Source organism: Clostridium isatidis (genome assembly GCF_002285495.1).
GTDB lineage: Bacteria > Bacillota > Clostridia > Clostridiales > Clostridiaceae > Clostridium > Clostridium isatidis.
Window position 1 is genome coordinate 300,842 of sequence record NZ_CP016786.1, and the last position, 13,477, is coordinate 314,318.

The following is a 13,477-nucleotide window of genomic DNA, read 5'->3' on the forward strand; positions in this document are numbered from 1 at the left end:
TATGAGAAGTGATGCAATAAAGAAAGGAGCTTCTAGGGCTCCTCATAGATCATTACTTAAGGCAACTGGATTGACTGATGAAGAAATAGATAGACCCTTAATAGGAATTGTAACTTCACAAAATGATATAATTCCTGGCCATATTAATTTAGATAAGATAACAGAAGCTGTAAAAAAAGGCATCCTTCTGAAGGGCGGAACTCCAATAATATTTCCAGCTATAGGAGTATGTGATGGTATAGCAATGGGTCATGAGGGAATGAGATATTCATTACCCACTAGGGAATTAATTGCAGATTCTATAGAGTGTATGGCTAAGGCCCATCAATTTGATGCCTTAGTGTTTATTCCAAACTGTGACAAAATCGTTCCAGGGATGTTAATGGCTGCTTTAAGGCTTAATATACCATCGATTTTTGTCAGCGGCGGTCCAATGTTAGCAGGTAAATTTAAGGGAAAAGAAGTATCTCTTTCAACTATGTTTGAAGCGGTGGGAACTTATGAGAGTGGAAATATATCTAAAGGGGATTTGTTAAATTTAGAAAATAATGCTTGTCCTACATGTGGTTCTTGTTCTGGAATGTTTACTGCAAATTCAATGAATTGCTTGTCAGAAGCTTTGGGGTTAGCTCTACCAGGCAATGGCACAATCCCAGCTGTTTATTCAGAAAGAATTAGACTAGCTAAGATGGCAGGAATGCAGATAATGAATATTCTTAAGGAAGATATAAAACCAAGAGATATAGTTACAAAATCAGCATTAATTAATGCCCTTAAAGTAGATATGGCCCTTGGATGCTCAACCAATAGTATTCTGCATTTATTAGCTATAGCTAATGAAGCAAAAATAGAGTTAAATTATGAAATTATAGATAAGGTATCAGAAATTACCCCTAATTTATGTAAACTTGCGCCAGCTTCAGATACCCACATTGAGGAATTATACTGGGCTGGTGGCATTCAAGCAGTAATTAAGGAACTTTCAAAGAAGGATTTAATAGCTCTTGACTGCATTACAGTTACAGGAAAAAGCCATAGAGAAAATATTAAGGATGCAGAGGTTTTAAATTATGATGTTATAAGACCTATAGATAAGCCTTATAGTGAAATAGGAGGAATAAAAGTTCTTAAAGGAAACTTGGCTAAAGAAGGGGCAGTAGTTAAAAAGTCAGCAGTACTAGAAGAAATGCTGGTTCATACTGGATCGGCAAGGGTGTTTGATAGTGAAGAAGATGCAATAAAAGCTATTTTATCAAGGAAAATAGTTAAGGGTGATGTTGTAGTCATTAGATATGAAGGACCAAAAGGCGGACCTGGTATGAGGGAAATGCTGTCACCAACCTCAGCAATTGCAGGAATGGGCTTAGATAAATATGTAGCCTTGATAACAGATGGAAGATTTAGTGGAGCTACAAGAGGAGCATCTATAGGACACGTTGCACCAGAGGCTGCTGAAGGGGGAGTAATAGCGCTAGTAGAAGAAGGAGACAAAATATCAATAGATATTATAAATGGTAAACTAGAGCTGCTAGTTCCAGAGGAAGTTTTAGAAGAAAGAAGAAAAAGATTAAAAGCTTTTGAACCAAAGATTAAAGAGGGGTATTTATATAGATATTCAAAATTAGTAAGTTCATCAAGCAAAGGAGCAATATTAAAATAATGGACAATTCTCCATTGTTCATTGTGAATTGATAAAAAGGGGGGCTTTTATGTATTTAACTGGGGCAGAAATTTTAGTTAAATCCCTTTTGGATGAAGGTGTTGATACCATTTTTGGATATCCAGGAGGGGCTGTTTTAAATATATATGATGAATTATATAAATACAAAGATAAGATAAGGCATATTTTAATGGCTCATGAGCAGGGGGCAGCTCATGCAGCTGATGGATATGCAAGGGCGACGGGAAAGGTTGGAGTTTGTTTAGCTACTTCTGGCCCTGGGGCAACAAATCTTGTAACAGGAATAGCTACAGCTTATATGGATTCAATACCTATGGTTGCAATAACAGGAAATGTTCCAAGAAATCTGCTTGGAAAGGACAGCTTTCAAGAAGTCGATATAACTGGAATAACAATGCCAATAACTAAGTATAACTATATAGTTAAGGATATAAAGGATTTACAAAAAATAATAAGAGAGGCCTTTTATATTGCTAAGGAGGGGAGACCGGGGCCTGTACTTATAGATATACCAAAAGATATTACGGCTGAAAAAGCTGAATACAAGCCTTTAATACCTAAAAAAGTAGAAAGAAAGGTAAAAAACTTAACAGAAAAGGATTTAGAAAAGGTTGCAAAACTTATTAATGAGGCTAAAAATCCTTTCATCTATGCCGGGGGAGGAGTAGTGGCTTCAGGAGCTTATGATGAACTTATTGAATTAGTAAATAAAATTAATTCACCAATAGCTACATCTCTTATGGCAATTTCAGCTTTTCCACAGGAGCATCCATTATATACAGGAATGATTGGAATGCACGGATCAAAAGCATCAAATATTTTAGCATCAAAGTGTGATCTATTAATTTGCTTAGGTGCTAGATTTAACGATAGAGTTATAAGCAATCAAAAGCATATAAAAAATGCAAAGGTAGTTCATATAGATGTAGATCCAGCTGAAATTAATAAGAATATTAAAGCTGATGCATTTATTATTGGGGATTTAAAAAGTGTTCTTCAAAGGCTTATTTCATTACTTAAAGAAAAGAAAGATGAAGAATGGCTAGAAAAGGTTGAGGAATTAAAGTCATTAAATGTGATAAAAGATACAGATACAGGGGAGTTGACACCAGAATTTTTATTTAAAAAATTAGATGAATTTGATGATGGGAATTTTATAATAACAACAGAAGTTGGACAACATCAGATGTGGGCAGCTAAATATTATAAGTTTAGGAAACCTAGAAGCTTTATATCTTCTGGAGGACTTGGAACAATGGGATATGGTCTTGGGGCAGCCATTGGGGCTCAAGTTGCTTTAAAGGATAGAAGAGTAATTAATATAGCTGGAGATGGGAGTTTTGGAATGAACTGCAATGAATTAGTAACTGCAGTTAAAAATAACTTACCTATTATAGTAATAATTTTTAATAACAATTCCTTGGGGATGGTAAGACAATGGCAAAGTTTATTCTATGAAGAAAGATATTCTTATACAACCTTAAACAGGGCAACTGACTTTGTTAAATTAGCAGAAGCTTTTGGCGGTAGAGGCTATAGAGTTTTTAGAAAAGAAGATTTAAAGGATGTATTAACACAGGCATTAGAAAATAAGGGTCCTGTTGTAATAGATTATGTTGTTGATAATGATAGAAAGGTATTTCCAATGGTTGCACCAGGTGCAGCAATTGATGAAATAATAAGTGAAGAAAATATAAATAATTAGGGGGATGTAAAATGGCAAAAATGTATTATGAAAAAGATACAAATTTAAAGTTATTAGAGGGAAAAAAGGTAGCAATAATAGGATATGGCAGCCAAGGTCATGCTCATGCATTAAACTTAAAGGAAAGCGGAGTAGATGTTGTTGTTGGTCTTTATGAAGGAAGTAAATCTAAAGAGAGAGCCGAAAAGGCAGGATTAGAAGTTTTAACTGTAGCTGAAGCTGCAAAATTAGCAGATGTTATAATGATACTATTACCAGATGAAAAACAAGCAGCTGTATATAAATCAGAAATTGCACCAAATTTAGAAAAGGGTAATGCGCTTGTTTTTGCTCATGGATTTAATATCCACTATGGTCAAATTGTTCCGCCGGCAGATGTAGATGTATTTATGTGTGCTCCAAAGGGCCCAGGCCATATGGTTAGAAGAACTTATACAGAAGGTTCTGGAGTTCCATGTTTAATAGCAGTTTATCAAGATGCAACTGGTAATGCAAAAGATTTAGCATTAGCATATGCAAATGGAATTGGAGGAGCTAGAGCAGGTATCTTAGAAACTACTTTTAAAGATGAAACAGAAACAGATTTGTTTGGAGAGCAGGCTGTTCTTTGTGGAGGAGTTACTGCCCTTATAAAAGCAGGCTTTGAAACATTAGTAGAAGCTGGATATGCTCCAGAAAATGCATATTTTGAATGTCTGCATGAAATGAAACTGATAGTAGATTTAATGTACCAAGGTGGTATGGCAGCTATGAGATATTCCATTTCTGATACAGCTGAATATGGTGATTATCTTGTAGGAGACAGAATTATCACAGAAGATACTAAGAAAGAAATGAAAAAGGTATTAAAAGAAATTCAAGATGGAACTTTTGCTAAGAATTGGCTTTTAGAAAACCAAGTTGGAAGACCAATGTTTAATGCAAGAAGAAGATTAGAAGCAGAACACCCAATTGAAAAGGTAGGAAAAGAATTAAGAGAAATGATGAGCTGGATTGATACTAAAAAGTTAGATTAAAGATATAAAAGGGGCAATATCAAGAAATTTTGATATAGCTCCTTTTATAATTATATAATAAATGCAGACACTAATACTTGATATTTTAAATAAGGAAACTTACAATGGTAATAATATAAAATATTAATTAATAAAAATTATTTGTTTTAAAGTTATAATTATAAAAGTTAGGAGCTTAATTAAAGAGTAATTATGAAAAATGGATTTAATAAATTTATAAAATTAATCAAAGGTAAAGATAAAAATATAGAGAAGGGAAGTGATAATATGAAAAATAAGATGCCTGTTATATTTATAGGTCATGGAAGTCCTTTAAATATGATTTTAGATAATGATTATACAAGAGATTTAAGTGAATTCGGAAAAAGCTTAGAAAGGCCAAAGGCAATACTTGTAATATCAGCCCATTTTTATACAAAGGGTTCATATATAACTTATTCAGATAAACCTAAACAAATATATGATTTTTACGGCTTTCCAGATGAAATGTACAAAATGGAGTATAGACCAGATGGGGGAAAAGAATATGCATTAAAAACATATGAGCTCTTAAAGGATTTTGGAGTTAAGTTAACAGAAGATTGGGGATTAGACCATGGTTCTTGGGGAATATTGCATTTTTTATTCCCTAAAGCAGATGTGCCAACTTTCCAACTAAGTATAAATGCTGATTTAACAGAAGAAGAACATTATAATATGGCAAAGAAATTATTAAAATTAAGAGAAGAAGGAGTTTTAATAATTGGAAGCGGCAATATATCCCACAATTTAAGAGTAATGGAATATGAAATGGATGCTAAGCCTCTTGAATTTGCTTTAGAATTTGATGAATATATTAAAAAGTCATTATTAGAGGGAAATCATGAAAATGTGATTAATTATAAAAAATTAGGAGAAATAGCAAGTCTAGCAGTTCCAACTCCTGATCATTATCTTCCGCTGATTTATACAATAGCCCTTCAAGAAGAAGGAGAAAAAATAGATTTTATTCATGAAAACATACAAAATGGTTCAATGGCTATGAGAAGTTTTATAATCAATTGATAGTTACCAATTGATAATTAAGGAGAACTTTCTCTTTATTTTACATTTAAAATTTTAACTTATATGATATAACTTATGTGATATAATAATGCTGGATTAAATGTTGTCCAATAATTATATATATATTTAATACAATAATTTTATCTGAAAGGAAGTATTGAATTTGAAAATAAAAAGTTTTCTAAAGCTAGTAGAGATACAAACAAAGGCTGCAAGTGTAATTCCATATTTTTTAGCCTCCTTATTTGTATATTATAGATATAATATTTTTAATTTTAAAAATGCAATAATAATGTTTTTCTCAATGCTTATTTTTGATATGACAACTACAGCAATAAATAATTATATAGACTATGCAAAGGCAATAAAAAAAGAAGGATTTGGATATGAAAGTCATAATGCAATTGTAAGAGATAAATTAAATCCAGATCATGTAAGATATTTAATATATGCAATGTTAGGAACAGCAGCTCTTTTAGGATTATTATTAGTTGCAAATACAAATATTGTGGTTTTATTACTTGGTGCATTAGCCTTTGTTATTGGTATTACTTATACCTTTGGACCAATTCCAATTTCTAGAACTCCCTTTGGGGAATTATTTTCCGGTCTTGCAATGGGATTTTTATTAACTTTTATAACTATGTATATACATATATTTGACAGAGGGATATTAAATATCGATTATACAAATTTTAATAGTATAAATATAGTATTTAACTTAAAAGAACTTGTTATTTTATTTATAGTTTGCTTACCTGCAATAACAGGAATTGCAAATATTATGTTGGCAAATAATATCTGTGATATAGAAGATGATATAGTAAATAAGAGATATACTCTTCCAATTTATATAGGCAAGGAAAATGCCCTTAAATTATTTAAGTGGCTATATTATATTGGTTATATGGCAATTGTTATAGCCGTTGTTATTAGAGTTCTTCCTCTTTATTCTCTTTTATCAGTTTTAGTACTAAAAAAGGTCAAGGAAAATATAGATAAATTTAATGAACTTCAAACTAAAAAAGATACTTTTGGATTAGCAGTTGAAAACTTTGCCCTTACTAATATTGTACTAGCTATTACTATTTTAGTTGGAGTAATAATATAATGAATTATGTTTATATGTTAGAATGTTCTGATGGAAGTTTATATACAGGATGGACAAACAACTTAGAAAAAAGAATTGCAGCTCATAATAATGGAAAGGGAGCAAAATATACAAGGGTAAGGCTTCCAGTAAAATTAGTTTATTATGAAGAATATGAAGATAAAATAGAAGCAATGAAAAGGGAATATGAAATAAAACAATTATCAAGAAAAGAAAAGGTAAAGTTAATTAAATTTCAATAAAATATTATAGTAAATTTATATTTAATTATGGGATTAATGCAAAAAATGGAATGTTGAAAGTATTTTTTGTAATAATCCTTTTTTATTAATTAAAATATAAACTATTCAGGAAATTAAGTAAAAAATATAAATGTATTCAATATATTTACAAAAAAGTTAATTTTATTGTATAATAAGAAGACAATTTAATACTTGTGGGGGAAAATATATGAATATATTGTTAGTAGAAGATGATACACTTCAAAGTAGTATATTAAGAAAAATAATAGAGAAGAACTACATTGATATAAGAGTATATGAAGCAAAATCTGAAAAAGAAGCCATGTATATAATTGAAAAAGAAGAAATAGATTTATTCTTTATAGAGATGAACATAAAGCAGAAATCTGGATTAACATTAGCAGAGAATATAAGAAAAATTGAAAAATATGAATTAACTCCTATAGTTTTCATTAGTAAAGAAATTGATTATATTATAACAGCATTTAAAAAAGTTAATTGTTATGATTTTTTAACAAAACCAATAAGTGTAAATAATATTAAAAAAATAATTGATAAGTTTTTAAGGCATAAAAATAAAATTACTAATGAAAGTTATAATTTTTTTAAAACCATAGATGGTAATGATGTAAGGGTATATACAAAAGATATAATATTTATAGAGTTTTATTTAAAAAGCTGTATTTTACATACTTTGCATGGAGAATACAAAATAAAATCAGATGGATTAAATAAAATACTTGATAAAATAAATAATGACAATATTATACGAACTCATAAATCTTTTGCAGTAAATTTAGAACATATAAAAGAAATAAGAAAAGTCAATTTTAAACTTTGGGAAATAAGTTTTTACAATTATGATAAAACAAGCGAATTAAGTTATAGTTATAGAAAATATATAAAGAATATTATTAAGTAAATCATTAAAGTAAGGATTAGAATTTTTATTTATGCTAATCCTTACTTTTTATTATTAAACTAAAAAATTAAGGATTATATATAGAAATAAAAATTGCACTAAAAGGAATTTTATTCCAAAAAATTCTTTTCGATATAGATTTTTTATATTTCCCTCTAAAATTTAACATAATAAATTCTTCTTTTATTAGAATAATTATAGAAAGTAGAGGAAAGGTTAATCCATTGGAATAAAAAATTAACTTGAATTAAAAGAAAATTAGGTAGGTAAAGTTTAGCATACATAGCGCGCGGATTAATTAAGTGTATGTTAAATATTTGTATATATCTAATATTCTTTTAAAATATATAAATAATGGAGGAGAATTATGAGCGCTTTTGTATTAAGCAGAGAGTATGAATTACAATTACCAATCAGCTATGTAGATATTGACAGAGCTGAAATGGAGTATGTTGATGGGGGATATTCTATCCCTGTGAATGTAGCGATGTTATCATCTGCATATTGTCTTTCCTATGCAACAACCTTATGGATTCAAGGCGTAATTTCATTTTCCAACATCTTAGTTATTGCGAAAGAAATTAGAGGACATGCTGCAGCATATTATGGATTATCTGGTTTATCAGCGTTAGGAATTTCTAACAGCACATTAGAAGAAATGAAGAGAAGTGCTAATCCAATCGATATAAGAGATGGATATGATCCAAGATGGTATGTTGTAGCTGCTTGCGAACTAATCTGGACATTACCAGGTTAAAAAATAAAATTTAAGGATAGCAAGTGAAAAAAATAATATTAGGAATAAGCATATTATTTATCAGTATTATAAGTATTATGCTTTTAATAGCAGTAAAAGAACAAAGGGATATAGTTGCAAGATATATAACTGATGAGCATTATAGGTATAAGCCGGTTGAAATGAAAGATGAAGTATATTTTCCATCAACTGTTGACTTAGGTAATGAAAATGGTTTGAAAGAAATAGGTTACTTAAGTGTAAAAAATAAAAGCATAGTTAATGATTTATTATTAATTGTGGGAAAAGTACTTGTTGATGAGAGTGATAAAAACTATACTCATTTTTCTGTTATAGATGATTTTGCAATGAATTATACTAAAGGAGAATATTTGCAAGATAAGAGTATAATTAATTATACTATGAATAAGTATAATGACTTTGTTCTTTGCAATGATAAAAATGATCTTGAAACTAGAATTACACTAGAAAAAGATGTGTTATATATGCTTCAAGATGAGTTTAAAACTATAGAATATAAAGCAGATGATTTCAAAAATAGTGATGATAGATATTATATATATGTTAATTCACCGCAAAAGAAATTACATGGTAGAACTTTTGATGATCCAATAATATTTATGGGATGTATATTAGTTAAAGATAACAAGTTATACTATGGAAATTTTGATAATGAAATAAAAGGTGAATTATTAAATAAAATAATATTATATATAAAATAAATTATCACAATTTTTGGATATGAAAATATTTTATAGTACTAATTGTTCTTAGAAACAAAGGCTTCCGGTTCTTATTATAACACCTGAAGTTATAATAAAATCGGAAGCTATTATTTTGTTAAAGTAAGGATTAAAGTTATTTATAATATTTAAAACAAAACTAAATTGACAAAAAGTGGATTTAAGGGAATATTAATTTAAGATATTCCTTTTAATATTTATTCTTTATATTTTATTCCCAAAATTAACACAATTTCTTTCCTTTTTATTAAAATATTTGTAGAAAATGGAGGAAAGATTTTATGAGAAATAAATATTTAGTGAAACAGCATGATATAACAGATTGTGCAGCAGCAAGTTTAGCAACAATATGTATGTATTATAAAAAAGAAATAACTATAACAAAACTAAGAGATATACTTGGAACTGATATAAAAGGAACAACTTTAGCAGGTTTAGAAAATGGTGCAAAAAAATTAGGCTTTGATACTAAAGCTATCAGAGTTGATAAAGAGGGATTTAAGAGCAAATATACACTTCCTGCAATCGCTCATGTTATTACAAAGGAAGGACTGACACACTTTGTGATTATACACAAAGTCAAAAAGGAAGAAGTAATAATATTAGATCCTGCTAAGGGAAAAGAAAAGGTTAACATTGATAAGTTTTTTGAAAGTTTTGATGGAATATTACTTTTATTAGTACCAAATAAAGAATTTAATCCTGGCAAAATAAAAGGGCAAGGTATTCTTAATAAGTTTATTCAATTATTACTTCCTCAAAAGTCACTTTTTATATATAGCATAATAGCATCAGTTATATTAACTATATTGGGAATAGCATCTTCATTCTTTAATAAAATTCTTATGGATGAAATTCTTCCATATAGTTTAAAAAATCAACTTAATATTTTTGTAATAGGATTTTTGGTTTTAGGAATAACTCAAATAGGACTTGGGGCAATAAGGCAGCATATGCTTTTATATTTATCACAGAAAATTGATATTCCTTTATTATTAGGTTATTTCAAGCATGTTTATAAACTGCCTATGAAGTTTTTTGCAACGCGAAAGGTAGGAGATATATTAACTAGGTTTAGTGATGCCTTTACAATAAAAAATATACTAACTTCAGTTTCTTTATCATTATTAATGGATATTGTTCTGGCAGTAGCATCAGCTTCTATTCTATATGTAATGAATCAGAAGTTATTTATTGTAATATTAGTTTTAACCTTAATTAGTGCAGCTTTAATATATATATTTAAACATCCTTATAAGAAAATTAATATAGAACAAATGGAAGCAGGAGCCAGATTAAATAGTCAAATTATAGAAAGCTTAAGAGGAATTGAAACAATAAAGGTAAATTCGGCAGAAGAAAAAAGTATAGAAAAGTTAGAAAATGAATATATAAGAAATTTAAGAATTGCCTTCAAAGAAGGAGTTCTGTCTAATATTCAAGGATCTATATCAGGAGCAGTATCTACCATGGGTAATCTTGTACTTATGTATATTGGAGCAAGAATGATAATGGATGGAGATATAACTTTAGGAAGTCTTATGGCATTTACAACTTTATCAGGATATTTTATGGATCCTATTGGAAGACTTATAAGCCTTCAATTAAGTATTCAAGAAGCTAGTATTTCCTTAAAAAGAATTTCTGAAATATATGAAGTTGAAAAAGAACAGCTTGAAGAAGATTTTGATAAGGTAAAACTAGAAAAGATAGATGGAGATATAGAACTTAATAATATTACTTTTAGATACGGAAGCAGATCACCAGTTTTAAAAAATGTAAGTATAAAAATACCTAAAGGTAAGAAAGTTGCTTTAGTTGGTGAATCAGGAAGCGGAAAAACTACAATATCTAAGTTAATATTAAAGTATTATACTCCTGAAGAAGGAAAAATAAATATTAATGGATATAATATTGAAGAGTTAGATTTATATAATTTAAGACAGAATATTTCTTATGTTCCTCAAAATGTGGAACTATTTTCAGGAACTATTAAGGATAATATAACTTTAGGAAGACCAAATGCAAGTTATGAAGAAATAAAAGCAGCTTGTGAAAATTCAGGCTGCAGCGAATTTATTGAAAGGCTGCCTGGTAAATATGGAACCTTCTTAGAAGAAGCTGGTGGCGGGCTATCAGGTGGTGAAAAACAAAGGCTAGCATTAGCAAGAGCCTTAATTAAGAAGTCTAAATTTATGATATTAGATGAAGCTACTAGTAACTTAGATTTTATAAGTGAAGCAAAAGTATTTAACACTTTATTTAAAAAGGGAAAAAATATAACAATGCTTATAATAGCCCATAGACTTTCAACTATTAGAAATTGCGACATTATTTATGTTATGGACAAGGGTAGAGTAGTTGAAGTTGGTGACCATGAAAGCTTGTTAAGGAAAAAGGGTTATTATTATAGATTATATATAAGTCAGGTAGGATCTTTTGAAGAAAAAGAAATAGTATTTAATGAAAATTTAAATATGGGTACAGAAGATGTCTCTTCTAAAGAGATTAAGTTAGAAGAAGATATTATAGAGGAGGGTGAAATTTATGAGTACAATTGAAAAAATAATAGTAAGGGAAAATAAAACTTTAAAGTTAAATAACGTTTTAATAAGAGAAGTAAGTGAAAATGAATTAATTGATATCGAAAGAATAAGTTACATGATGGATAGCTATATAAAATCAAAAGGCGCTTCAACTATTGGACCAATGATTAATTATTCTGGAATTGAAACTGATGAAAATGGTGAGGCTAAGATAAAAATGAAATTAATGGTTCAACTTAAGAATTCAATTTATAAAGTTGAAAAGCCTTATAGTATAAAGCCGCAAATTAGGGTAACAAATTGTTTATTTGCAAGGTTTACTGAAAAACAAGAAAATCTACAATATGCTTATCAAAAACTTGGTGTATATGCTTTTGAAAATGATATAAAGTTAAAAGGAGACTCATATACAGTTTTTGTTAAGCAAGAAGAAGATAATATAGTGGCAGATGTATTTATGGAAGAAGCGAAAGGTGGAGAATTACTTGAAAGTATATAATTTAAATGAAATTACTGATAGTAAAGTACTTTATGATAAAAAGCCACCAGCTTTTATGAATTATATTATTTTGATAGTTTTAGCATTAATAGTTGCAGCTTTAATTTGGGCAAATAAATCTGTAAAAACATATATGGTAAAGGGACAAGGTCTAGTTGTTTCAGAAAATAAGTCTCATATTATGACTAAAGCATCAGGAGAAATAAAGGAAGTATTCATTGAAGAAGGAAGTGAAGTAAAAGAAGGAGATGTACTATTTACAACAAATAGTTTAGAAACAGACCTTCAGTTAGAGCAAGTAAATTCGCAAATAGATACTTATAGTAGAAGAATTGAATTATTGAAAGCAGCAGAAGAAAATGCAGCTAATGGTACAAATTATTTTGATAGATATGATGAAGCAGAAAATGAATTTTATAATAGATTAAATCAAGCCTACATGGCAAGAAAGGAATTTGATGTAGATGAACAGTCGTTAAAAGACCAAGGATATGAGCAAAAGCAAATAGATGAGTTTGTAAAAACACAAAAAAATAAAGCAAATGAACATTATTATAGAACTATTTCAGAGTTTTCTAATGAGAGAAATCAATATGAAGTAGAGCTTTCAAAATTAGTTTCACAAAAAGAAGCCTTAGAGAAAAGTAAAGAGCAATATCAAGTAGTAGCTCAAAAAGGTGGAACAGTACATTTAAGCACACCATTAACAACTGGAATGGTAATTCAGGGAGGAAGCTTAATTGGAACAATAACTAGCAAGGAAGAAGAATTAATTATAGAAACAATGCTACCTTCTAGTGATAGACCAAGAATCCATGTTGGAGATGAAGTTTCATTAGCAGTTGGGGGTCTTAACCAAGCAGAATATGGAACAATACCTGGTAGTGTCATTAGTATTGATGAAGATGCAACCATTGATAATGAAAATGGAAATGTATATTTCAAAGTAAGGGTTAAGCCTGAAAAAACATATCTAGAAGATTCTAAAGGAGAAAAAGTTAATTTAAGCTTAGGAATGGTAACAGAAACAAGAGTTAAATATGAAAAGATAACTTATATGAAATACCTATTAGAATTAATAGGAGTAAAGTTTAGTTAATTAATTTGCATTAAAAGAAAATTAGAAAGATAAATTTTAGCATACATAGCGCGCGAATTAATTAAGTGTGTGTTAAATATTTACAAATTTCTAATATTCTTTTAAAATATAT

At 29.0% G+C, this 13,477-nt stretch carries 12 protein-coding genes; all 12 read left to right on the forward strand.

Going from position 1 to position 13,477, the window contains the following annotated elements; all coding sequences use genetic code 11:
- The first annotated feature begins 1 nt into the window (after position 1).
- Entirely contained in the window at positions 2-1,660 is a 1,659-nt protein-coding gene (ilvD, locus tag BEN51_RS01515; RefSeq protein ID WP_119864344.1) for a dihydroxy-acid dehydratase, read from the forward strand.
- A gap of 49 nt (positions 1,661-1,709) precedes the next feature.
- The gene (gene ilvB, locus BEN51_RS01520; protein ID WP_119864345.1) at positions 1,710-3,386 is read left to right on the forward strand and encodes a biosynthetic-type acetolactate synthase large subunit; all 1,677 of its coding nucleotides are present in this window, start codon (positions 1,710-1,712) and stop codon (positions 3,384-3,386) included.
- 11 nt (positions 3,387-3,397) lie between these two features.
- Positions 3,398-4,402, forward strand: coding sequence for a ketol-acid reductoisomerase (ilvC, locus tag BEN51_RS01525; protein ID WP_119864346.1), 1,005 nt, complete (start codon positions 3,398-3,400; stop codon positions 4,400-4,402).
- Between the two features lie 192 nt (positions 4,403-4,594).
- Positions 4,595-5,446, forward strand: coding sequence for a 4,5-DOPA-extradiol-dioxygenase (gene ygiD, locus BEN51_RS01530; RefSeq protein WP_236906234.1), 852 nt, complete (start codon positions 4,595-4,597; stop codon positions 5,444-5,446).
- 163 nt (positions 5,447-5,609) lie between these two features.
- Complete coding sequence (gene menA / locus BEN51_RS01535; protein WP_119864347.1) at positions 5,610-6,557, forward strand: 1,4-dihydroxy-2-naphthoate polyprenyltransferase; 948 nt, start codon at positions 5,610-5,612, stop codon at positions 6,555-6,557.
- Entirely contained in the window at positions 6,557-6,799 is a 243-nt protein-coding gene (locus BEN51_RS01540; RefSeq protein WP_119864348.1) for a GIY-YIG nuclease family protein, read from the forward strand. Before menA ends, BEN51_RS01540 begins: the two co-directional genes overlap by 1 nt.
- A 208-nt stretch (positions 6,800-7,007) precedes the next feature.
- On the forward strand, positions 7,008-7,721 hold the full coding sequence (locus BEN51_RS01545) for a LytR/AlgR family response regulator transcription factor (protein WP_119864349.1): 714 nt from the start codon (positions 7,008-7,010) through the stop codon (positions 7,719-7,721).
- Positions 7,722-8,088: 367 nt separating this feature from the next.
- Positions 8,089-8,478 (forward strand): hypothetical protein, encoded by a 390-nt coding sequence (locus BEN51_RS01550; RefSeq protein WP_119864350.1) that lies wholly within the window; start codon positions 8,089-8,091, stop codon positions 8,476-8,478.
- Positions 8,479-8,501: 23 nt separating this feature from the next.
- Positions 8,502-9,200 (forward strand): hypothetical protein, encoded by a 699-nt coding sequence (locus BEN51_RS01555; protein WP_207652790.1) that lies wholly within the window; start codon positions 8,502-8,504, stop codon positions 9,198-9,200.
- A gap of 302 nt (positions 9,201-9,502) precedes the next feature.
- Positions 9,503-11,782, forward strand: a complete 2,280-nt coding sequence (locus BEN51_RS01560) for a peptidase domain-containing ABC transporter (protein ID WP_119864351.1) — start codon at positions 9,503-9,505, stop codon at positions 11,780-11,782.
- Positions 11,769-12,266, forward strand: coding sequence for a hypothetical protein (locus BEN51_RS01565; protein WP_119864352.1), 498 nt, complete (start codon positions 11,769-11,771; stop codon positions 12,264-12,266). The genes BEN51_RS01560 and BEN51_RS01565 overlap by 14 nt, the downstream gene beginning before the upstream one ends.
- A complete protein-coding gene (locus BEN51_RS01570) occupies positions 12,253-13,365 on the forward strand; it encodes an HlyD family secretion protein (RefSeq protein ID WP_119864353.1) in 1,113 nt (370 codons plus the stop codon). The genes BEN51_RS01565 and BEN51_RS01570 overlap by 14 nt, the downstream gene beginning before the upstream one ends.
- Positions 13,366-13,477 lie beyond the last annotated feature (112 nt).

Bases quoted from the DNA above. Each gene is read 5' to 3' on its own strand.
- ilvB (WP_119864345.1), top strand. From the start codon at position 1,710: ATGTATTTAACTGGGGCAGAAATTTTAGTTAAATCCCTTTTGGATGAA.
- ygiD (WP_236906234.1), top strand. From the start codon at position 4,595: ATGAAAAATGGATTTAATAAATTTATAAAATTAATCAAAGGTAAAGAT.
- BEN51_RS01565 (WP_119864352.1), top strand. From the start codon at position 11,769: ATGAGTACAATTGAAAAAATAATAGTAAGGGAAAATAAAACTTTAAAG.
- BEN51_RS01545 (WP_119864349.1), top strand. From the start codon at position 7,008: ATGAATATATTGTTAGTAGAAGATGATACACTTCAAAGTAGTATATTA.
- BEN51_RS01550 (WP_119864350.1), top strand. From the start codon at position 8,089: ATGAGCGCTTTTGTATTAAGCAGAGAGTATGAATTACAATTACCAATC.
- BEN51_RS01560 (WP_119864351.1), top strand. From the start codon at position 9,503: ATGAGAAATAAATATTTAGTGAAACAGCATGATATAACAGATTGTGCA.
- ilvC (WP_119864346.1), top strand. From the start codon at position 3,398: ATGGCAAAAATGTATTATGAAAAAGATACAAATTTAAAGTTATTAGAG.
- ilvD (WP_119864344.1), top strand. From the start codon at position 2: ATGAGAAGTGATGCAATAAAGAAAGGAGCTTCTAGGGCTCCTCATAGA.
- BEN51_RS01540 (WP_119864348.1), top strand. From the start codon at position 6,557: ATGAATTATGTTTATATGTTAGAATGTTCTGATGGAAGTTTATATACA.